This is a genomic window from Streptomyces sp. NPDC048565, from assembly GCF_040650935.1.
Lineage (GTDB): Bacteria > Actinomycetota > Actinomycetes > Streptomycetales > Streptomycetaceae > Streptomyces.
On record NZ_JBEZIH010000006.1, the window covers coordinates 1 to 20,887 of the forward strand.

A 20,887-nucleotide genomic window follows, 5' to 3' on the forward strand; every position below is an offset into this window, starting at 1 on the left:
ACATCCTCTACGGCCAGGGCATCAGCCGTGAGGGCGGTCTGATCGACATGGGCGTGGAGCACGGCTTCGTCCGCAAGGCCGGCGCCTGGTACACGTACGAGGGCGACCAGCTCGGCCAGGGCAAGGAGAACTCCCGCAACTTCCTCAAGGACAACCCCGACCTGGCCAACGAGATCGAGAAGAAGATCCTCGACAAGCTCGGCGTCGGTGTCCGTCCGGAGGACGCCTTGGCGGAGCCCGCGGCCGACGCCGCGGTCACCGCGGGTGCACCGGCGGAGGGGGCGGCCAAGTCGGTACCGGCTCCCGCGACCAAGGCCAAGCCCGCCAAGGCGGCGGCGGCCAAGAGCTAGGGCCAGGCCATGACGCGTCGCACGGAGTGGCCGGGCGCCGACACAGGCGCGGGCCCCGGCCCCGAGTACGCCGCAGAACCGTCCGGGGGTCCCCCGGAGCCCGGTCGGGGGGCCGGGTTCGGCGAGGGGGCGGGCCGTCATTCCCGCTCCCGTTCCAGAAGCAGCGGTTCCCCTTCCTCGTCGAGGGCCGAGAAGGGGGAACCGCGAGACCCGGTCGAGCAGGCGCGCAACATCTGTCTCAGGCTGCTGACCGGCACGCCGCGCACCCGGAAGCAGCTGGCCGACGCGCTGCGTAAGCGGGAGATCCCGGACGAGGCCGCGGAGGAGGTGCTCTCGCGGTTCGAGGACGTGGGACTGATCGACGACGCGGCGTTCGCGGACGCCTGGGTCGAGTCCCGGCACCACGGCAGGGGGCTGGCCCGGCGCGCCCTCGTGCGGGAACTGCGGACCAAGGGGGTGGACCCGACGGTGATCGACGAGGCGGTCGGGCAGCTCGACCCCGAACAGGAGGAGGAGACCGCCAGGGAGCTCGTCGCGCGAAAGCTCCGCGCCACCCGGGGGCTGGACCGTGACAAGCGTCTGCGCCGGCTGGCGGGCATGCTCGCGCGCAAGGGGTACGGCGAGGGGATGGCCCTGCGTGTGGTGCGTCAGGCGATCGAGGCCGAGGGGGAGGACACGGAGGGGCTGGACGAGCCCTTCTGACCGGAGGCCGGAGGCCGGAGGCCGGCGAGCCGGTGGACAGGGGCCGGTGCGACCGGGGCTGGCACCGGGCTGATCCGGGGCCGGTGGTGACCGGGGCCGGCCCGTGCCGATCGGCGAACGGTGAGGACCTCAGTGACCTGCCATCGACGCCCGGCGGATCGTGGCGTCGATCAGGGCCAGCGCGTCGGCGGCCGTGCGGCCGGGGTGCCGGTTCCAGGGGCCGATCAGATCGGTCCAGCCCTGTGAGCGCAGCTCGGTGATGATCCAGGCTCCGGCGCGGTCGACGGTGTCGAGCGATCCGTAGCCGAGCCGGTGGGCCGTCAGCATCGCTCCGCAGAGGCAGCGCGCGCCACGGGCGTTGCGCAGCCGGTAGGGGGTGTTCTGCCAACCCCACTCGGTCAGGATCTGCCGGGCATGGCCCAGATGGGTGGACGGGCGCACGTCCGGCTGTCCGATGCGGCGCCACGTGTGCAGACGCTCGGGCAGCGCGGCGCCGAGGCGCCCGGGAAGCGGGCGCTCGCGCGGCGGGCGCGGGGGCAGCGTCCGCAGGGAGTCCTCGATGAGCCTGTCGACGGGCACGGACAGCAGGTCCCGCCAGTCGGCCGGAGGGACGGGAGGCGTTTCGTGACCGGGGATCGGTGCCGGACGTGCGGGCTCCCGGGCGGTCTGCTCCCAGCCCGTGACGATCCGCTGCCAGGCATCGGTGTCATGGAGCCGGGAGGCCTGTGTGTCGAGCTGGTCCGGGGTGAGCTGAGCGGTTTCCATCGGCGCGACATCTCCGTACATTCCGGTCCTCGGTGATGAGGCGAATGTCCGTCGCGCGGGGGGATTGCTCCACCGGAGAGCAGCGTTCGGGTGGGCCGGGGCGCCATTCGGTCCTGCGAGCAGCCGAATGACCGGTGACAGCGTCACCGGTCATTTCAGCAGTCGGGGCCGCCGGGTGCTCCGGGTCAGAGGGTGACCGGGAGACCGGCCGCGCGCCACGCCTGGAAGCCGCCGGTCAGATCTGTGGCCCGGTGCAGTCCCAGCTGTCGCAGGGAGGAGACCGCGAGGCTGGAGGCGTAACCCTCGTTGCAGATCACCACGACCCGCAGATCATGGCTCACCGCCTCCTCGGCGCGGTGGCTTCCCTGCGGGTCGAGCCGCCATTCCAGCTCGTTGCGCTCGACCACCAGAGCGCCCGGGATCAGGCCGTCCTTCTCGCGCAGCGCCGCGTAACGGATGTCGACGAGCAGTGCGCCATCGGCCGCCGCTACCGCCGCCTCCTCGGGCCCCACCCGCTCGTAACCGGCCCGTACCCGGTCGAGCAGTTCGTCGATGCCCACCGGCTCCGGCCGGTCCCGGTCCCCGTCGCTCACTGCCAGTCCTCCGGGCGCTCGGTCTGCTCCAGGCGCAGCACCGCGCCGGTGCGGCTGTAGCGGCGGATCTGCGGCAGGGGCGGGTAGTACGCGTGCACCGACACGGCGTGTTCCTCGCCGGACTCGTTGAGCACCTCGTGGACATGGTGCCGGCCGAAGGCCCTGCCCTGTCCGGTCGCCAGTTGCCGCTCCCGGTCGATGCCCTCGCTCAGTTCGAGGGTCTGCCAGCCGTCGGTGGGCAGCCGCGCGGCCAGCGAGTGTTCCTTGAGGGCGCCCGCGGCGACGGTGAACGCCCCCGTCGACTCGGCGTGGTCGTGCCAGCCCGTCCCGGTACCGGGAGGCCAGCCGATCAGCCACGCCTCGCTGCCGCCCGGACCCTCGAGCCTGAGCCAGGTGCGCCCCTCGAGGTCGAGCGGGAGCGAGGCGACGAGCGCGGCGTCCTGCGCGGTCCGGCGGACGAAGGCCAGCAGTTCCGCCGCGGTCGGGGCCGGCGCGGTGGCCGGGGTCGGAGAGTGCGCACCGGCGGTGGGCGGAACGTTCGCGCCGTCGGCGGCCAGGAGCGCCGGGTCCGTCCCGACGGTGGACGCGGGCGTGGGCAGGGTGGGGAAGGATGCAGACACAGGGACCGTCCTGAGAAGTTCGCGTGGAAGCACAGCCGTGCGCGAAACAGCACGACGTGCGGTGAGAGGCGATTCAGCAGGACGGGCGACACACGCAGCCCGCATAGCGGACGAGGTCCATATGGACCCTCCGCCACAGGCGCACATCGGTGTCGGTCATGATCTGGAGTACACCATGTGTGCCTGCGGCGGTCAATTGACGTCCGCGGTCCGGTCGGAGCTCGTGGTGGCGCGGGCCTGGTCGCCGTGCGCCGTGTCCGCGCCACTCCCGCGCGCCGTGTCGGCCGCCGCGAGCAGTTCCGCGGGCCGCACACCGCTGAAGGCCGCGACGAGATGCCCGTCCGGCCTGACCAGCAGCACCGTGTGCGCGGTGGCTCCCGGATAGCTCTCGGCAACCAGCAGCTCGGCGTTCACGGGGAGGGCCTCCACCGCGTCGACGAGCCGGGGCATGACCCCCGCGGTCAGCCAGTGCCGTCTGTCCCACACGCCCGTGCCCGGCGCGACCAGGATCACCAGCAGGTGCCCCAGACCCAGCCGGTCGCGCAGCCGCACGGTCTTCCCGTCGGGCGCTGTCACCCGCACATCGGCGACGGGCGCCCCGGGCGCCGTCCCCACGGACGCGTGGCCCTCGGTGCGTCGAGGTGAAAGGGGGGAGTGGGCGTACGCGGGGGGCGCGCCCAGTGGCCCGCACCCCAGATGACCGTCGGCCAGCAAGGTGTCGTGGCCTCGCGCCGCGCCCGGTACGAGCGTCCGGAGACCGCCGCCGCCCCGCAGTATCGGCAGCGACTGGTCGGCGGCCCGCAGTCGGGCTGCGACGGCCGCCCTGCGCTCGGCCTGATAGCTGTCGAGCAGCAGCTCGGAGGCGCTCTGATGCCAGGCCTGCGCCAGCTTCCAGGCCAGATTCTCGGCGTCCCGCAGCCCCTCGTCCAGGCCCTGGGTGCCGAGCGCGCCCAGCAGGTGCGCGGCGTCGCCGGCGAGGAAGGCGCGCTTGGACCGCCAGCGCCTGGCCAGCCGGTGGTGCAGGGTGTACACGCCCGTGTCGAGCAGTTCGTACGCCGGAGTCTCGCCGCACCAGCCTTCGAGGGTGTCGCGGATCCTGGTGATCAGCGCGTCGGGGGTGACGAGCTCGCCGCGCGGCGGAAGGAGCCAGTCCAGCCGCCAGACGTCGTCGGGCAGCGGTCGCGCGGTGATCTCGGAACCACCGGAGCGCCAGGGCGGAGCCCGGTGGAGCACCGCTTCTCCCGGCCAGGGGAGTTGGGCACGGAGCGCGGCGACGGCGTGCCGCTCGACCGCGGTGCGGCCCGGGAACCTGATGTCCAGGAGCTTGCGTACGGTGGACCGCGCGCCGTCGCAGCCCACCAGATAACTCCCGCGCCACCAGGTCGATCCGGGCTCCCGGGTGTGCACCGTGATCCCGTGCGCGTCCTGTTCCAGGGTGTCGATCCTGCTCAACGGCACCGTGGTGACCAGGTCCTGCGCGGCGACCGCGGCCCGCAGGCCGCCGGCCAGCGCGTGCTGCGGCAGATGGACGGGCGCGGGCAGGGGGACGGTGCCCTCCTCCTCGCCCAGAGGTACGGCCCGCACCAGTTGCTTACGTCGCACGGAACGCCAGCCGGCCCACCGCAGTCCCTCGTCGTGGAGCGTCGAACAGCCCAGCCGGGCCACGAGGTCCGCGGTGTCCTCGCGCAGCACGACGGTGCGGGCGGGGCGCGGTTCGTCCTTGCCCGACCCTTCGTCGAGCAGGACGGAGGGAACGCTCTGAGCCGCGAGGGCGAGCGACAGGGCCAGCCCGACCGGCCCGGCGCCGACGACGATCACCGGGTCCACGGTGTGAACCCTTCGGCGCTGGTGGGAGTGGCTGTGGAGGTTGTCGATGCCGAGGGGGAACCAGGGGGTGCGGCGGCGGTGGTTCGGGACGCGATCACAGAACGAATGCAACCCACTGCCGCTGCTTGCGTCAAGCGACGGTGGACGGGACGCCCTCGTCGCCGCCCCACGCAACCCGTGCGGGCTCCGAAACCCCGGACAGCCCGCCGGTGTACCGACGGGCTGTCCTGAGCGGGGCGAGGGGAGCGACGACCGGTCCGTCAGCCCGCCGTGCCGGGCCCCCCGTTGGCGTCGGGGCCGACTGCCGGGTCCTCGGCAGGGGGGACCGTCAGGCCGCCGGCGGGGATGGCTCCCGGGGTCTCGGCGGCCGTGGCCACCGCGATCCCGGTCTTGGCCCGCCGGCCGCGCTTCTCGATCCAGGTGGCGAGTGCCGACAGGAGCAGACACATCGCCACATAGATCGTGCCGATGACGGCGATCGTCGAGACGTACGGGTACTGGCTGTTGACCTGGGTGTTGGCGGCGATCAGACGCGCCGTCTGGAGCAGCTCCGGGTACAGGATGATGAAGCCGAGCGAGGTGTCCTTGAGGGTCACCACCAGCTGGCTGATGATCGTCGGCAGCATGGCGCGGACCGCCTGCGGCATCAGCACGCTGACCATGACCTGGGTCTTGCTCATCCCGAGGGCGTAGGCCGCTTCGCTCTGGCCCTTGGGCACGGAGTTGATGCCCGCGCGCAGCACCTCGGCCTGGACACTGCCGTTGTAGATGGAGAGTCCGAGCGCCAGGGCCCACATCGAGTAGTCGGTGAGGAAGCCGACCCAGATGGCGTAGATGGTGATCAGCAGCGGGATCGAGCGGAAGAGCTCGATGAAGGTGGTGGCGACCCAGCGGACCGGCTTGTGGTCGGAGAGCCGGCCGACGGCGAGCACGACCCCGAAGATCAGTGAGCCGATCGCCGCCAGGCCGAAGGCCTTGAGCGTGGCGAGCACGGCGTCGGCGATGTTCTGCCGGATACCCGAGTAGTTGAAGATGTCCCACATCTCGGGGGCGAGATGACCCTTGTCGGCCAGCCGCATCAGGCCGATCGCGATCAGGGCGAGGATGGCGAGACTTCCGACCACGGCGTAGATCCGGTTACGGACGGCCGCCTTCGGGCCGGGGGCGTCGTAGAGAACGCTGGCACTCATCGGGCGACCTCCATGCGGCGCTCCAGCAGCCGGAAGAGACCGCTGATGACAAACGTGACGACCAGATAGCCGATGGCCACCCAGATGAAGACCGGTCCGATTTCGTAGCCGCGGTCGCTCATCAGCTTCTGCCACCCGAAGAGTTCGGTGTTGCTGAAGGCACCGGCGATCGCCGAGTTCTTCGTGAGTGCGATGAAGATGCTGCTCAGCGGCGGGATGACGGACCTGGTGGCCTGCGGGAAGATCACGATCCGCAGGGTCTGGGTGAACGTCATTCCGATGGAGCGCGCGGCCTCGGCCTGCCCCAGGGGGACGGTGTTGATGCCCGAGCGGACGGCCTCGCACACGAACGACGAGGTGTAGAAGCCGAGTGCCAGCGAGCCGAGCAGGAAGGGGCTCATGCCCGGGAAGAGGATCTCCGGCACCACGAAGAAGAAGATCATGAAGAGAAGCGTCAGCGGGGTGTTGCGCAGCAGGGTCACCCAGGCGGTGCCGAAGAAGCGCAGCGGCGGCACGGGGGACACCCGGCAGCCGGCGATGACGATGCCCAGGACCAGGGCGATGACCGAACTGCTGACGGTGATCGACACGGTGCCTATGAAGCCGTCGCGGAATTCCGGAAAGTTGTCGAGCAATGCGTTCATGGGGTCTCCGCGTCGGCGGTCAGCGGCATCAGGGCAGGGGAAGGGCGCCCCGTACGCCGCTGTGCCCGATGGGCGGCGGCGTACGGGACGCTTCACTCACGCGCGCGGCGTCAGTGACAGGGCATCAGCGACGGGCGGCGTCAGTGACGGGACGTCAGCGACGGGGCTGCGTCAGTAGCGCTCGATGGCCGGCGGCTCGATGTAGTCCGAGCCGGACAGGCCGAGGGTCGCCTCGTAGATCTTCTTGTACGTGCCGTCCTCGGTGTGGGTCTCCAGCGACTTGTCGATCGCCTCGCGGAGCACCTTGTCGTCCTTGTTCAGGCCGACGCCGTAGGGCTCGTCGGTGAAGGGCTTGCCGACGACCTTGAGCTTGCCGGAGTTGGCGGCGGCGTATCCCTTGAGGATCGAGTCGTCGGTGGTGACCGCGTCGATCTGCTTGGTCAGGAGCTGCTGCACGCAGTCCGAGTACTTGGCCAGCTCGACGACCTTCGCGCCGTACTCGGGCTTCTTGATCTCCTGGAGCGGGGTGGAACCCACGATCGAGCAGACCTTCTTGCCCTTCACCGACTCCTTGCCGGTGATGGAGGTGTCGTCCTTGCGCACCAGCAGGTCCGCGCCGGCCTTGTAGTACGGGCCCGCGAAGCCGACCTGCTTCTTGCGCTCGTCGTTGATCGTGTAGGTACCGACCAGGAAGTCGACCTGACCCTTGGCGATGGCCGTCTCACGGATGCCGGAGTCGACGGTCTTCCACTCGATCTGCTTGTCCGTGAAGCCGAGGTCGGCCGCGATCATACGGGCGATCTCGATGTCGAAGCCGGAGCGCTCCTTGGTCGACTGGTCCTCGAAGCCGAGGTACGGCTGGTCGGCCTTGGCACCGATGACCAGCTTGCCGCGCTTCTTCGCCTCCTTGAAGACCGGCGAGTCCAGGTCGACACCGGTCGCGACGGTGTACTTCGGCAGCTCGGGGGCCGCCGACGAACCGGGCTTGACGCCCGACGGCTTGTCGCCGGCGGAGCCCTCCTTGCCGCCACACGCGGTCGCGGTCAGGGCGAGCACAGCGATGGCCGCAACGGCGGCCGACTTGCGGAGCTTCATGTCAACAATCCTTGTGTCGTAGGTCGTCGGTAGTCAGTGGTGAAGAATCTTCGACAGGAAGTCCTTGGCCCGGTCGCTGCGCGGATTGCTGAAGAACTGGTCGGGAGTCGCCTCCTCGACGATCTTCCCGTCCGCCATGAAGACCACACGGTTGGCGGCCGAGCGGGCGAAGCCCATCTCGTGGGTGACGACGACCATGGTCATCCCCTCGCGGGCCAGCTGCTGCATGACCTCGAGCACCTCGTTGATCATCTCCGGGTCGAGCGCCGACGTGGGCTCGTCGAAGAGCATGACCTTGGGGTCCATCGCCAGCGCACGCGCGATGGCGACGCGCTGCTGCTGGCCGCCCGAGAGCTGCGCCGGGTACTTGTCCGCCTGGACGCCGACCCCCACGCGGTCGAGCAGGCTCCTGGCCTTCTCCTCGGCGGCCTTCTTGTCCGTCCCACGGACCTTGACCTGGCCCAGCATCACGTTCTCGAGCACCGTCTTGTGCGCGAAGAGATTGAACGACTGGAAGACCATGCCGACATCGGCACGCAGCCTCGCCAGCTCCTTGCCCTCCTGGGGCAGTGGCTTGCCGTCGATCGCGATCGCGCCCGAGTCGATCGTCTCCAAGCGGTTGATCGTGCGGCACAGCGTGGACTTCCCGGACCCGGAGGGCCCGATGACTACGACGACCTCGCCGCGGGCGATGGTCAGATCGATGTCCTGGAGCACATGCAGCGCGCCGAAGTGCTTGTTGACGTCGCTCAGTACGACAAGGTCGTCTCCCGCAGGTGCGGCATCGTCGGCGGCCTTGGTCACTGAAACTCCGCTCATCGGCTTCTTGCTCCGTCCTCCTCGGTTAGGCAAGGACCCTAGTGACGCAGTGCTACCAGAGTCATTACATCTGAGCGGAAATTGAGCATAACGATCCGGCCGCAACCGGACACACGGCGTGAAGGGGACGCCACGGGGCACCCGGCGGCGTACCGGGTGGGTAACGGAAACCTGGTGGTAACCGGCGGGGACTTGACTGGCGTACCTGTCATCGGCGTGGATGCCCTGGTACGGGAATCACATGAATCGCCGCGGTACGGGAAGATTCGCCGGGGGGAACACCCGTGGATCGTCACGCACGGTTCCCGGCCGCCGCGAAGGACATGGCTCGGCCATGGGATGACAAGGAAAACGGAAAGGGGGGTCATGAGACTGCTGCTCGTCGAGGACGACGACCACGTTGCCGCGGCCCTGTCCGCCGTGCTCTCACGTCACGGCTTCCAGGTCGTGCACGCCCGCAGCGGCGAGGAGGCCCTGCAGGCGCTGCTGCCGGCCGACAAGGAGCCCTTCGGGGTCGTGCTCCTGGATCTCGGGCTGCCCGACCAGGACGGCTACGAGGTCTGCGGGAAGATCCGCAAGCGTTCGGCGATCCCGGTGATCATGGTGACCGCGCGGGCCGATGTCCGCTCCAGGATCCACGGCCTCAACCTCGGAGCCGACGACTACGTCGTGAAGCCGTACGACACCGGTGAGCTCCTCGCCCGTATCCATGCCGTCGCCCGGCGCAGGAACGCCGGTGAGGACACCGGTCCGACGCCGCTCGCCGCCCTGCGGATCGGCCCGGTCCACATCGAACTGCCCACCCGCAGGGTCAGTGTCGACGGCCAGGAGGTCCAGCTCACCCGCAAGGAGTTCGACCTTCTCGCGCTTCTCGCCCAGCGCCCCGGAGTGGTCTTCCGCCGGGAGCAGATCATCAGCGAGGTGTGGCGGACCAGCTGGGAGGGGACCGGACGCACCCTGGAGGTGCACGTCGCCTCGCTGCGCTCCAAGTTGCGGCTCCCCGCTCTGGTAGAGACCGTGCGAGGAGTCGGCTACCGGCTCGTCCCGCCGCCGGCCTGAGGACGTACGCCCCCGTGCGCACCCGTCTGCTCCCCCTGCTCATCATCCTGATGGCCGCCGTGCTCCTCGCACTCGGCCTCCCGCTGGCCGTGCGGGTGGCCGCCGCCGAACAACAGCGGGTCGTCATCGACCGGATCGACGACACCGCGCGCTTCGGCGCGCTGGCCCAGTTCGTCGACGAACCCCTCGTCGGCACCGACGAACGGCAGCGGATCCTGCAGACCGAACTCGAGGCCTACGACTCGGTGTACGGGATCCGCGCCGGAGTCTTCTACCGCGACGACAGGGCGCTCGCGAAGGCACCCGACTCCTGGTCCCTGCCCGCCGACGGGGAAGGCAGAGCGGCCTTCGAGGAGGCCCTGCTCGGCCGCCGCTCCCACGACCCCTCCCAGGTCTGGCCCTGGCAGGACGACCGGATCGTCGTCGCCTCCCCGGTCGTACGCGACGGAGACGTGGTCGCCGTCGTCGTGACCGACTCGCCCACCGGCGACATGCGGTCCAGGACGGTGCGCGGCTGGCTGCTCATCGCCATCGGCGAGGCGGCGGCCCTGCTGGTGGCGGTCGGCGCCGCGTTCCGTCTCACCGGATGGGTCCTCCTGCCCGTACGGGTCCTGGACGCGGCCACCCATGACATCGCCAGCGGCCGGATGAGGTCGCGGGTCGTCGCGTCCGGCGGGCCGCCCGAACTCAGACGGCTCGCCCGCTCGTTCAACGAGATGGCCGACAACGTCGAGGACGTGCTGGAGCAGCAGCGCGCCTTCGTCGCCGACGCCTCGCACCAGTTGCGCAACCCGCTGGCCGCGCTGCTGCTCCGGATCGAGCTCCTCGCCCTCGAACTACCCGACGGCAACGAGGAGATCGCCTCGGTCCGCACGGAGGGCAAGCGCCTCGCCCAGGTGCTCGACGACCTCCTCGACCTGGCGTTGGCCGAGCACACGGCGGCCGATCTCCAGCTCACCGACATCGCCGCGCTCGCCGGGGAACGCGTCGCCTCATGGCGTCCGCTGGCCGAGGAGAAGGGCGTACGGCTCATCCTGGACGGGGTGCCCGCTGTGACCGGCTGGGCCGATCCGATCGCCCTGTCCAGCGCGCTGGACGCCATCATCGACAACGGCCTCAAATTCACCCCCGAAGGCCAGGAGGTCCGGGTCACCGCAGGCTCGGACGGCGAGGGCGTCACGGTCGTCGTCGCCGACCGGGGGCCGGGCCTGACCGATCAGGAACTGGAGCGCGTCGGCGACCGCTTCTGGCGCAGCGGGCGGCACCAGAACGTCAAGGGATCCGGTCTCGGACTGTCCATCTCGCGTGCCCTGCTCGCGGCGGGCGGCGGATCGCTCCGCCACGAGACGCACCCGCCGCACGGCCTGCGGGTGACGGTCACCGTGCCGCGCAACCCTCCGCACACGTGAGTCAGGGCTTGGCCGAGCGGTAGTAGCGCCTGGCGCCCTCGTGCAGCGGCAGTGGATCGGTGTAGATGGCCGTCCGCAGATCCACCAGCTGCGCGGAGTGCACCTCACGGCCGATCCGGTCCCGGCTGTCGATCACGGTCCGGGTGAACGCCTCGGTCGTCAGCGGATCGGTACGGTCCGTGGTGATCAGCAGATTGGAGACCGCGACCGTCTTCACCGCGTCACCCTGCGCGTGGCGGTAGGCGTCCGCCGGGATCACCGCGGAGCGGTAGTAGCGCGTGGACCCGCCGACGGCCTGGAGCTCGGTCACCAGCGAGTCCTCCAACGGCACCAGCCGGATCGCGAACTTCTCCGAGAGATCCTGCACGGCGCCCGTCGGCAGCCCCCCGGACCAGAAGAAGGCGTCCAGCCGTCCGTCCGCCAGCCTCGCCGGCATCGTGTCGATCCCGGCCCTGACAGGGGTGATGTCCCCCTCCGGATCGACGCCCGCCGCCTTCATCAGCCGGTCAGCGACGAGAAGCACGCCCGAACCCTGCTGCCCCACACCCACCCGCTTGCCCCGCAGATCCGAGACCTCGCGGATCTTGGAGTCGCTGGGCACGATCAGCTGGATGTAGTCGTCGTACAGCCGGACGCAGCCGCGCAGCCGGCCGGCGCCGGGCTTGCCGCTCTGCAGATAGGTGGCGACGGCGTCGGCGGTCGCGATGGTGAAGTCGGCCTTCCCCGTGGCGACGCGTTCGAGGTTCTGCTGCGAGCCCTCGCTCGTCTGCAGGTGTATCGACACCTTGGGCATGTCCTTGGCCAGCGCGCCCTCCAGTCGCTGGCCGTAGCGCTGGTAGACCCCGCTGCGCACGCCCGTGGAGAAGGTGAGCGAACCGCTCGGCTCCGCCTTCCCGATCGGGAGCACCCACCACAGCAGCAGCCCGAGCACGACCAGGAGGGCGGCGCCCCCCTGAAGGGTGCGTCGCCGGCCGAACCGGGACAGTACGTGCTGCATGGCGCGATCCTGCCAGCCCACGCACCGTCCTGGCCAGGCCGGAACGGGGGTACCGGCTCCGGCGGCGGGAGAACCGGCGCCACCGCCTACCCTTGTCCCATGACCAGCGGCAACCGGAGCGAAGCAGTGGACGTCCAGAAGAGCTACGAGGTGCGCACTTACGGGTGCCAGATGAACGTCCACGACTCCGAACGCTTGTCGGGGCTGCTGGAGGGCGCCGGATACGTACGCGCCCCCGAGGGCTCCGACGGTGACGCCGATGTCGTGGTGTTCAACACCTGCGCCGTGCGTGAGAACGCCGACAACAAGCTCTACGGCAACCTCGGCCGCCTCGCCCCCATGAAGACGAAGCGCCCCGGGATGCAGATCGCCGTCGGCGGCTGTCTGGCACAGAAGGACCGCGACACCATCGTGCGGCGCGCCCCGTGGGTGGACGTCGTGTTCGGCACCCACAACATCGGCAAGCTGCCGGTGCTGCTGGAGCGGGCCAGGGTCCAGGAGGAGGCGCAGGTCGAGATCGCCGAGTCCCTCGAGGCGTTCCCCTCGACGCTGCCCACCCGCCGTGAGTCGGCCTACGCGGCGTGGGTGTCGATCTCCGTGGGCTGCAACAACACCTGCACCTTCTGCATCGTTCCCGCGCTGCGCGGCAAGGAGAAGGACCGTCGCACCGGCGACATCCTGGCGGAGATCGAGGCCCTGGTCGCCGAGGGGGTCAGCGAGATCACGCTGCTCGGGCAGAACGTGAACGCCTACGGTTCCGACATCGGCGACCGCGAGGCGTTCTCCAAGCTGCTGCGGGCCTGCGGCACGATCGAGGGCCTGGAGCGCGTCCGCTTCACCTCGCCCCACCCGCGCGACTTCACCGACGACGTGATCGCGGCGATGGCCGAGACACCGAACGTGATGCCCCAGCTGCACATGCCGATGCAGTCGGGATCGGACAGGATCCTCAAGGCCATGCGCCGCTCCTACCGTCAGGAGCGCTTCCTCGGGATCATCGAGAAGGTGCGCGCGGCCATGCCGGACGCCGCCATCTCCACCGACATCATCGTCGGCTTCCCCGGGGAGACCGAGGAGGACTTCGAGCAGACCATGCACGCCGTGCGCGAGGCCCGCTTCGCGAACGCCTTCACCTTCCAGTACTCCAAGCGCCCCGGGACCCCGGCGGCCGACATGGAGGGACAGATCCCCAAGGAGGTCGTGCAGGAGCGCTACATGCGCCTGTCCGCCCTCCAGGAGGAGATCTCCTGGGACGAGAACAAGAAGCAGGTCGGCCGCACCCTGGACGTCATGGTCGCCGAGGGCGAGGGCCGCAAGGACGGCGCCACGCACCGGCTCTCCGGGCGCGCTCCCGACAACCGTCTGGTCCACTTCACCAAGCCCTCCCAGGACGTACGGCCCGGGGACGTCGTGACGGTCGAGATCAGCTACGCCGCCCCGCACCACCTGCTCGCCGAGGGCACACCCCTGGGCGTCCGGCGCACCCGGTCGGGAGACGCCTGGGAGAAGCGCAACGCGGCTCCCGCCGAACGGCCCGCCGGAGTCATGCTGGGGCTGCCCGGGATCGGCGCGCCCGCCCCGCTGCCCGCGGCCGCCACCCCGGGGTGCGGCTGCGACTGACGACGGCCGGTCCGATTACGCTGACCGGCATGCTTGTCGCCGCAGCCGTCTGCCCCTGCCCGCCGATCCTGGTGCCCGAGGTGGCAGCGGGAGCCGCGCCCGAGCTCGACGCCGCGCGGAGCGCGTGCCTCGACGCGGTCGGCGTGCTCGCCGCCGCGCTGCCGGATCTGCTGATCGTGGCCGGTCCCGCGGGACCGGACGACCGCGGGCCGTTCCCTCCGGGGTCGGCAGGTTCCTTCGACGGTTTCGGCGTCGACCTGACCGTGCGGCTGGGGCAGACACCCACGGGATCCCCCGCACCCGCACGCCCGCTACCCGCGTCCCTCGCCGTCGGCGCCTGGCTGCTGGACCGCTGCGGGTGGGACGGCGCCAGGACCGAAGGGCTGGGCGTGGGGGAGCCGCTCGCCACCGACCGGTGCCTGCGGGCAGGAGCGGACCTGGCGGCCGGGGCGGAGCGGGTGGCCCTGCTGGTGATGGGCGACGGCAGCGCCTGCCGTACGGTCAAGTCGCCCGGCTATCTGGACGAGCGGGCGGCGGACTTCGACGCGGCGGCCGCCCGGGCGCTGGGCAGCGCGGATGTGGCGGCGCTGAGCGCTCTGGACGAGTCGCTCGCGTACGAGCTGAAGGCGGCCGGACGGGCGCCCTGGCAGGTGCTCGCGGGCGCGGCCGAGGGCGCGGGCCTCGGCGGCCGGCTCCTGCACGAGGACGCCCCGTACGGCGTGGGGTACCTCGTCGCAGCCTGGTCATGACCCGGCAGCCGGCCTTCCGCGCCCTTCACCGGCACGGATGAGGGCCGTGGAGCCACTGCGCTCCACGGCCCTCGATTTCGCCGGGACCCGGGTCAGGAAGCGGACGGCGGCGGCGGGGTGCCGCCCTCGTCCTTCTGACCCAGGCGGTCGACCGCGTCCTTGGCCTTCTGCGTGCCGGACTCGATCTTGTCGCTGTACTTTCCCTTGGTCTTCTCGTCGACCGTGCGGGCAGCCTTGTCGAGGCCCTGATCGATCTTGCCCCCGTGCTGCTGCGCGAGGTCGCCGACCTTGTCCTTGGCCGGGGCCAGCTTGGTCTTCAGGTTGTCCAGGAAACCCATGGGTCACCTTCCGTGCTGGGGGACTGTGATCACATTTTACTCGTCGGCGAGCGAACTCTCCTCCGGTCGGAGCGCACCTCGAAGTTTGCGAGACTGTCCCGGTGAGAAGACCAGCTCCCACCCCCCGTGTCATCACCGTCGTCGGTCCCACCGCAGCCGGAAAGTCCGATCTGGGGGTGTTTCTCGCCCAGCAGCTCGGTGGCGAAGTGGTCAACGCCGACTCCATGCAGCTCTACAGGGGCATGGACATCGGCACGGCCAAGCTGACCCCTGCCGAGCGGGCCGACGTCCCGCACCACCTCCTGGACATCTGGGAGGTCACCGAGGCGGCGAGCGTCGCCGAGTACCAGCGCCTCGCCCGCACCGAGATCGACCGGCTGCTGGCCGAAGGAAGGACTCCCGTCCTGGTGGGCGGGTCGGGTCTCTATGTGAAGGGCGCGATCGACGCCCTCGAATTCCCGGGGACCGACCCCCAGGTACGCGCCCGGCTCGAACAGGAGCTGACGGAGCACGGATCGGGCGCCCTGCACGCCAGGCTCGCCGCCGCCGACCCGGAGGCCGCCCGCGCCATCCTGGCCGGGAACGGCCGTCGTATCGTCCGCGCCCTGGAGGTCATCGAGATCACGGGCAAGCCCTTCACGGCCAACCTCCCGAGCGGCGAAGCGGTCTACGACGCCGTGCAGATCGGTGTGGACGTCGAACGCCCCGAACTCGACGAACGCATCCGTACCCGCGTGGACCGGATGTGGGAGGCCGGGCTCGTGGACGAGGTGCGCGGCCTGGAGGCCCGGGGACTGCGTGAGGGGCGGACCGCATCGCGGGCGCTGGGCTACCAGCAGGTGCTCGCGGCGCTCGCCGGGGAGTGCACCGAGGACGAGGCACGCGCGGAGACCGTACGCGCCACCAAACGCTTCGCACGCCGCCAGGATTCATGGTTCCGGCGCGACCCGCGCGTCCGGTGGCTGAGTGGCGCCGAGGAACAGCGGGGGGAACTCCGGCGCCGGGCGCTGGCGTTGGTCGAACGAGCGGTTACAGCCTGATCGCATGACAGGAGAGTGTGCATTATGTGCGCTGTTGGGCGTTACTGGCTGATTCCTGACGCTCTCAGTGGTGTCTTGACGCTCGTTCTGATGGAGCGTCAGGTGCCCGTTTCCGCGGGTGACGGTGTGTCGACTCGGACCTGAGGGGGTCCTGCCCTTACCGCCCCTTGGTGAAGCCGTGCCCGGTATGCCCAGATTTGGGCTCAGCGGGAGTGGGGCCCGTACGGCCTCCAGCTGCCGAGAAATGGCTTGAGGTCGTCGCCGCTGGCCTTCGGTGGCGTGGGCAGTTTCGGTGTCGAGGCGGATTCGGTGAGGTGCTGAAGGTGGGCGTCTGCGAACGTGAGCCACTCCTCGATCTCGGTGATTTCCTGCTCGGGCGCCAGTGATGTGGCATGGTCGCGCACTGCTGCGGCGTATTCGCTCAGGCGCTTGGCTTGCCGCCAGGTGTTTGCCTGTTCTGCGAGGTGCTTGACGCGATAGTCGTGGGCGTATGCGCTGTGGGCTTCCTGTGTGGCGGCTTCCCAGCGCTGTTGCTTCGCTTCTCGGGCTTGCTGGTCCGCGTGGCGTTTGCGTTCGGCGGCTTCACCGCGGAGATCGACTTCTTGTGTGATCTCGGCGAGTTGGTCTTCCAGTGTCCGATTGGGGGGCGGTCCATTCGCGCTCACCGACGACCGGGGCCGGCTGCTGTGGATCTCCGCAGCCCGGCCCGGACGGACCTCGGAGATCACCGCCTGCCGCCATCACCACCTCACTCAGAAGCATGGTCCGGAAGACGTCTGCTGATTCCCTGGGCGGGAATGGCAACCAGGCGGCGACAACCGCGGTGGCCGGAGAGGTCCTGTCCGGCCCGCGACCGGCCTGTACGCTGCGACCATGCAGTCGTCCGCCCCCTCCTCCCCGTCGGCTTCCGCGTATTCGGGTCCGGTCGCGGACCCCGCCCGGCGCGGACTCCTGACGGAGCGCATCGCCCGTCAGCTGGAACACGACATCAGGTCCGGAGAGATCGCCGTGGGGTCGAAACTCCCCTCGGAGCGCGAGCTCGCCGCACAGTTCGGTTCGAGCAGGAACGTCGTGCGCGAGGTGCTGCGCCGACTGGAGGCCCAGCACCTGATCGAAGTCGCCCCGGGGCGTGGCTCTTTCGTACGCGAACAGTCCTCGGGGCAGGCGCGCGAGTACGACGCGCTGTACCGAGCGGGCCGGCCCACCGTCCGGCAGCTCATCGAGGCACGGATCCCGCTGGAGGTCGAGATGGTCCGGCTGGCGACCCTGCGAGCGACGGACGAGGACATCGCGGCGATGCGGGCCGCACGGGACGCCCTGGAGGCGGCGACGGACGTCGTCGTCAAGGCTCAGGCGGACATGGATTTCCACGATGCCATCGCGGTAGCGAGCAAGAACCCGGTCCTGCGGATCATGCTGTCGTCGATCAGCGGAATGATGTTCGAGATGATGCTCCGCTCGAACTCCGACCCGTCGATCGGTGAGGCGGGCGTGCCGCACCACCCGGAGATCTTCGATGCGGTCGAGGCACGGGACGTGGAGCTCGCCTGCGCGCGGATGCGGGAACACCTGCTGCTGGGCCTGCGCACCTATGGGGCCGATCTCGACCTGCAGGTCGACACCATGGCTCGTAACCACATCGAGACTCTGCTGGGCCAGGCCGAGGACCGCCGGGGTGGCAACGGAAGGGGCGAATAGCCCGCGGATCTGGCCGGCGGAACTTCCCTCAGGGGCTGGTCGACAAGGTTCTTCTGCTGTTACGGTCCCGTCTGAACCATCTGGTCCTACCAGTTGGACCAGACGTGTCCCGGGGCTGTACGGACCGGAACACGACGTGCACGGCACGACAGCACGAGAGACCGCACGACACCGCAGAGAGACGAGGACAAGGATGTCCACGAGCAGCCAGCTCCTGAGCCGGCGCGCCTTCGGCAGGCTGGCCGCGGGGGTCGCCGGGGCGGGGGCGCTGAGCGCCTGTTCGACCCGGGGAGGGAAGCCCTCGGCCGACACCCCGTTGCGGATCATGGCGATCAACCATGTCTGGTCCCAGGCGATCCGGCGCCGTACGAAGGAGTTCGAGGAGCGGATCGGCCGGCGGGTCTCGATGACCCTGCTCACCGCCGACCAGCTCTCGAGCAGCTACAACGTGAAACTGAACGCCTCCGGCACCGACGTGGACGTCATGATGGTCCGCGCGCTCCAGGAGCAGCTGGTCTTCGCGCACAACGGCTGGCTCGCCGACCTCAGCGACCGGGTCGGGGACGACCCGGAGTTCGCCTGGCCGGACTTCCAGAAGGCCCCGCGCGAGGCATCCGTGACGGACGGCAGCGTGCTGAGCGTCCCGGTGGTGACCGAGCGACCCGCGCTCTACTACCGCAAGGACCTGGTCGAGGACCTCGGTGGCCCGCCGCGCACCCTGGACGCGCTGATGGACGCCGCGCTGGAGCTCTCCGAGCGGAAGAAGGGCTTCTACGGCTACGTCGGCCGCGGTCAGCGCAGCGGCGCGGTGTCCCAGTGGTCGAGCTTCCTCTACTCGCACGGCGGTGACTTCGTCGTCGGCGGGAAGTCGGGCATCGGGAGCCCCGAGGCGCTCGCCGCGTACGAGTACTACGGCAGGCTGCTGGCGAAGACGGGTCCGCCCGGCGCCACCAACATGAGCCTCGAACAGGCTATGCCGATCTTCGCGCAGGGCAAGGCGGCGTTCTATATCGACGCCGACGCGATCTACAGCAGTTTCCTCGACCCAAAGGTGTCGAGGGTGCGCGAGAGCGTCGGCTTCGCGCCCTTCCCCGCCGGGCCGGCCGGTGCCAAGCCGCACAACATCCCGTCCTGGAGCCTCGGCATCAACACCTTCTCCCTTCTGCGCGACGACGCCTGGGAGTTCATCAGGTGGGCGGCGAGCCCCGGCATGGTGGCGGAACTCCAGTCGGACGGCATTCCCGGCGCCCGGTCCTCGGCGTGGTCCGACCCGAAGAACCTCGCCTCCTTCCCGCCGGACCTCGCCGAGGCCATGCGGATCAACGCGGAACGCGGCCTGGGCTACGACCGGCCCCGGGTCCTCCAGGTCGGCCGGGCCAGGGACATCGTCGGGCGTCCGCTGGTCGCGGGCATCCTCGGCGAGTCGGTACGGCCGGTCGTGCGCGACGCCGACGCGGAGTTCGCCGAGTTCCTCGTACGCGACAACCGCCACAAGGAGTCCTGATGCCCACCACCGAGGTCTCCACGGCCCGTCCCGCTTCCCGCCTGCCGGGCGCCGAGAAGGCGTCCCGCGCACCGAAGCAGCGCACCTTCGAGCAGGCCAACCGGCGACTCAAGTGGGCGATGCTCGCTCCGGCGCTGCTCTTCGTGGGCCTGATGATCGTCTTCCCGCTGGCCTTCACACTCGACCTCAGCCTGACCGACGCCTTCGGCGCGGTGAACGCCGACAAGGCCCACATCGGCCTGCGCAACTTCACCGACGCGCTGGGCGACACCCGCAGGTTCTGGCCGGCCGCCCGCCGCACCCTGGTCTTCACCGTCGGTGCGGTGGTGCTGGAGACGGTGCTCGGGCTCGCCCTGGCGATGCTGATGCGCAAACCGTTCCGTGGGATGCGCTGGGTGCGCACCATCCTGATCATCCCGCTGCTCACCACACCGGTCGCGATCGGCATCCTGTGGCTGCTGATCCTCGACCCCACCAACGGCATCGCCAACCACCTGCTCGCCGCCGTCGGCATGCCACGGCAGGAGTTCCTCGGCTCGGTCAGCCAATCGCTGCCGACGCTGATGCTCATCGACGTATGGCAGTGGACGCCGATGATGACGCTGCTGCTGCTCGCCGGGCTGAGCACGCTGCCCGAGGAGCCCGAGGAGGCCGCCTTGGTCGACGGGGCGAACAGCTGGCAGCGGTTCCGGCACGTCATCCTGCCGATGCTCGGTCCCACGCTCGCCACCGCGCTGGTGCTGCGTGCCGTCGACGCACTGAAGACCTTCGACATCCTCTACGCCACGAAGGGCGCCGGCGGCGGTTCGGACTTCGAGGTGGAAACCCTCAACGTCTACGCCTACGGGCTCACCTTCGACTACCAGGAATACGGCCTGGCCGCCGCCGTCCTGGTTCTGTTCACGCTCTTCATCATCGGTGTCGTGGTGCTCCTGCGCCGCCGTGGCGGAAGGAAGAACGCATGAGTGCCACCGTCTCCCGCGCCGCGCGCCCGTCGGCCGCTCCGCACACCGCCCCGCGGGCCCGCAGGCGCAGGAACTGGTCCTGGCTGCGCGGCACCGCCATCACGATCGTGACGCTCGTCTTCGTGCTGCCGATCGTGTGGATGTTTGCCGCGGCCTTCAAAACCAATGTGCAGGTCACCGACCCGTCCGTCGGCCTGTGGTTCAGCCCCACCCTGGACAACTTCCGCAGCATCGTCGAGGCCGGACAGATCCTGCGTTCGATGGGCAACTCGCTGCTGGTCGGGCTGATATCGACGGTGCTCTCCGCCGTCATCGCCGTACCGGCAGCCTGGGCGGTGGGCCGGTTCAACATGCACCGCACCGGCTCCCTGATCCTCGTCGCGCGCATCGTCCCGGCGATCTCGCTGCTCGTCCCCTGGTACTACCTGTTCGCGCGGATGGGCCTCGTCGGCTCCTACACCGTGCTGGTCCTGAGCCACATGTTCGTCTCCGTCCCGCTGATCATGTGGATCATGATCAGCTTCTTCGCGGGGCTGCCGGTCGAACTGGAGGAGGCCGCCCGCACCGACGGCCTGAGCGCCTTTGGCGCCTTCTGGCGCATCTCGCTCCCACTCGCGGCACCGGGCACCGCGACCGCCTCGTTGCTTGCCTTCGTCTTCAGCTGGAACAATTTCATGTTCGCGCTGGTCTTCGCCGACGACCGGACCCAGACCGTGCCGGTGACCCTGTTCAACTTCATCTCGTACGCGAGCACCGACTGGGGCGGCCTGATGGCAGCCGCCACCCTCATCACCGTGCCGGTCGTACTGGCTGCCGTCCTCGGACAGAAATACCTGGTGGCCGGGCTGACCTCCGGCGCCACCAAGGGCTGAGAAGCCGTTGCCCAGCGGGATCCGGACCACG

22 protein-coding genes and 2 pseudogenes are annotated in these 20,887 nt (G+C 70.0%); 12 read left to right on the forward strand and 12 right to left on the reverse strand.

The features are described from left to right. Both AB0C75_RS09390 and recX read left to right on the forward strand, forming a co-directional pair. Positions 1–350 (forward strand): annotated as a pseudogene (locus AB0C75_RS09390) (DNA recombination/repair protein RecA); the annotation flags it as partial. A 9-nt stretch (positions 351–359) separates the two neighbouring features. Continuing rightward, on the forward strand, positions 360–1,052 hold the full coding sequence (gene recX, locus AB0C75_RS09395; RefSeq protein ID WP_362888682.1) for a recombination regulator RecX: 693 nt from the start codon (positions 360–362) through the stop codon (positions 1,050–1,052). Between the two features lie 129 nt (positions 1,053–1,181). Here the strand turns inward: recX and AB0C75_RS09400 are convergent, their stop codons facing one another. The 9 genes from AB0C75_RS09400 to AB0C75_RS09440 form a co-directional block, all read right to left on the reverse strand. Then, positions 1,182–1,817, reverse strand: coding sequence for a hypothetical protein (locus AB0C75_RS09400; RefSeq protein WP_362888684.1), 636 nt, complete (start codon positions 1,815–1,817; stop codon positions 1,182–1,184). A gap of 185 nt (positions 1,818–2,002) precedes the next feature. Next, a complete protein-coding gene (locus tag AB0C75_RS09405) occupies positions 2,003–2,410 on the reverse strand; it encodes a rhodanese-like domain-containing protein (RefSeq protein WP_362888686.1) in 408 nt (135 codons plus the stop codon). Further along, on the reverse strand, positions 2,407–2,967 hold the full coding sequence (locus tag AB0C75_RS09410; RefSeq protein ID WP_362889157.1) for a cysteine dioxygenase: 561 nt from the start codon (positions 2,965–2,967) through the stop codon (positions 2,407–2,409). Before AB0C75_RS09410 ends, AB0C75_RS09405 begins: the two co-directional genes overlap by 4 nt. 136 nt (positions 2,968–3,103) lie before the next feature. Next, on the reverse strand, positions 3,104–3,190 hold the full coding sequence (locus AB0C75_RS09415; RefSeq protein WP_311605579.1) for a putative leader peptide: 87 nt from the start codon (positions 3,188–3,190) through the stop codon (positions 3,104–3,106). Between the two features lie 32 nt (positions 3,191–3,222). Continuing rightward, positions 3,223–4,857, reverse strand: a complete 1,635-nt coding sequence (locus tag AB0C75_RS09420) for an FAD-dependent monooxygenase (protein WP_362888688.1) — start codon at positions 4,855–4,857, stop codon at positions 3,223–3,225. Between the two features lie 260 nt (positions 4,858–5,117). After that, the gene (locus AB0C75_RS09425) at positions 5,118–6,047 is read right to left on the reverse strand and encodes an amino acid ABC transporter permease (RefSeq protein ID WP_362888690.1); all 930 of its coding nucleotides are present in this window, start codon (positions 6,045–6,047) and stop codon (positions 5,118–5,120) included. Continuing rightward, the gene (locus AB0C75_RS09430; RefSeq protein ID WP_362888692.1) at positions 6,044–6,691 is read right to left on the reverse strand and encodes an amino acid ABC transporter permease; all 648 of its coding nucleotides are present in this window, start codon (positions 6,689–6,691) and stop codon (positions 6,044–6,046) included. Before AB0C75_RS09430 ends, AB0C75_RS09425 begins: the two co-directional genes overlap by 4 nt. Positions 6,692–6,862: 171 nt before the next feature. Next, positions 6,863–7,786, reverse strand: coding sequence for a glutamate ABC transporter substrate-binding protein (locus AB0C75_RS09435; RefSeq protein ID WP_362888694.1), 924 nt, complete (start codon positions 7,784–7,786; stop codon positions 6,863–6,865). A gap of 33 nt (positions 7,787–7,819) precedes the next feature. After that, a complete protein-coding gene (locus AB0C75_RS09440) occupies positions 7,820–8,605 on the reverse strand; it encodes an amino acid ABC transporter ATP-binding protein (protein WP_362888696.1) in 786 nt (261 codons plus the stop codon). Between the two features lie 366 nt (positions 8,606–8,971). Here AB0C75_RS09440 and AB0C75_RS09445 point away from each other — a divergent pair, with 366 nt between their 5' ends. Further along, on the forward strand, positions 8,972–9,664 hold the full coding sequence (locus AB0C75_RS09445) for a response regulator transcription factor (RefSeq protein WP_362888698.1): 693 nt from the start codon (positions 8,972–8,974) through the stop codon (positions 9,662–9,664). A 14-nt stretch (positions 9,665–9,678) separates the two neighbouring features. Next, a complete protein-coding gene (locus AB0C75_RS09450) occupies positions 9,679–11,073 on the forward strand; it encodes an ATP-binding protein (protein ID WP_362888700.1) in 1,395 nt (464 codons plus the stop codon). 1 nt (position 11,074) lies between these two features. On the opposite strand, the gene AB0C75_RS09455 is transcribed toward AB0C75_RS09450, so the two are convergent. Continuing rightward, positions 11,075–12,070 carry a TAXI family TRAP transporter solute-binding subunit gene (locus AB0C75_RS09455; protein WP_362888701.1) on the reverse strand — a complete coding sequence of 332 codons (996 nt, stop codon included), beginning with the start codon at positions 12,068–12,070 and terminating at the stop codon, positions 11,075–11,077. A 99-nt stretch (positions 12,071–12,169) separates the two neighbouring features. On the opposite strand from AB0C75_RS09455, the gene miaB reads away from it, so the two are divergent. Next, positions 12,170–13,690, forward strand: coding sequence for a tRNA (N6-isopentenyl adenosine(37)-C2)-methylthiotransferase MiaB (miaB, locus tag AB0C75_RS09460; RefSeq protein ID WP_362888703.1), 1,521 nt, complete (start codon positions 12,170–12,172; stop codon positions 13,688–13,690). Between the two features lie 29 nt (positions 13,691–13,719). Further along, entirely contained in the window at positions 13,720–14,439 is a 720-nt protein-coding gene (locus tag AB0C75_RS09465) for a class III extradiol dioxygenase subunit B-like domain-containing protein (RefSeq protein ID WP_362888705.1), read from the forward strand. 92 nt (positions 14,440–14,531) lie between these two features. Here the strand turns inward: AB0C75_RS09465 and AB0C75_RS09470 are convergent, their stop codons facing one another. Then, a complete protein-coding gene (locus AB0C75_RS09470; RefSeq protein ID WP_362888707.1) occupies positions 14,532–14,777 on the reverse strand; it encodes an antitoxin in 246 nt (81 codons plus the stop codon). A gap of 101 nt (positions 14,778–14,878) precedes the next feature. Here AB0C75_RS09470 and miaA point away from each other — a divergent pair, with 101 nt between their 5' ends. Further along, on the forward strand, positions 14,879–15,817 hold the full coding sequence (gene miaA, locus AB0C75_RS09475) for a tRNA (adenosine(37)-N6)-dimethylallyltransferase MiaA (protein WP_362888709.1): 939 nt from the start codon (positions 14,879–14,881) through the stop codon (positions 15,815–15,817). 203 nt (positions 15,818–16,020) lie between these two features. On the opposite strand, the gene AB0C75_RS09480 is transcribed toward miaA, so the two are convergent. Continuing rightward, positions 16,021–16,482, reverse strand: a complete 462-nt coding sequence (locus AB0C75_RS09480) for a hypothetical protein (RefSeq protein ID WP_362888711.1) — start codon at positions 16,480–16,482, stop codon at positions 16,021–16,023. On the opposite strand from AB0C75_RS09480, the pseudogene AB0C75_RS09485 reads away from it, so the two are divergent. The 5 genes and pseudogenes from AB0C75_RS09485 to AB0C75_RS09505 form a co-directional block, all read left to right on the forward strand. Further along, a pseudogene (locus AB0C75_RS09485) lies at positions 16,475–16,576 on the forward strand (IS5/IS1182 family transposase); the annotation flags it as partial. The gene AB0C75_RS09480 and the pseudogene AB0C75_RS09485 overlap by 8 nt on opposite strands. A 114-nt stretch (positions 16,577–16,690) precedes the next feature. After that, positions 16,691–17,515, forward strand: a complete 825-nt coding sequence (locus AB0C75_RS09490) for a FadR/GntR family transcriptional regulator (protein ID WP_362888713.1) — start codon at positions 16,691–16,693, stop codon at positions 17,513–17,515. A 193-nt stretch (positions 17,516–17,708) separates the two neighbouring features. Beyond that, positions 17,709–19,019, forward strand: a complete 1,311-nt coding sequence (locus AB0C75_RS09495; RefSeq protein ID WP_362888715.1) for a sugar ABC transporter substrate-binding protein — start codon at positions 17,709–17,711, stop codon at positions 19,017–19,019. Next, the gene (locus tag AB0C75_RS09500) at positions 19,019–19,984 is read left to right on the forward strand and encodes a sugar ABC transporter permease (protein ID WP_362888717.1); all 966 of its coding nucleotides are present in this window, start codon (positions 19,019–19,021) and stop codon (positions 19,982–19,984) included. Before AB0C75_RS09495 ends, AB0C75_RS09500 begins: the two co-directional genes overlap by 1 nt. Further along, positions 19,981–20,856 (forward strand): carbohydrate ABC transporter permease, encoded by an 876-nt coding sequence (locus tag AB0C75_RS09505; RefSeq protein ID WP_362888719.1) that lies wholly within the window; start codon positions 19,981–19,983, stop codon positions 20,854–20,856. Before AB0C75_RS09500 ends, AB0C75_RS09505 begins: the two co-directional genes overlap by 4 nt. Positions 20,857–20,887 lie beyond the last annotated feature (31 nt).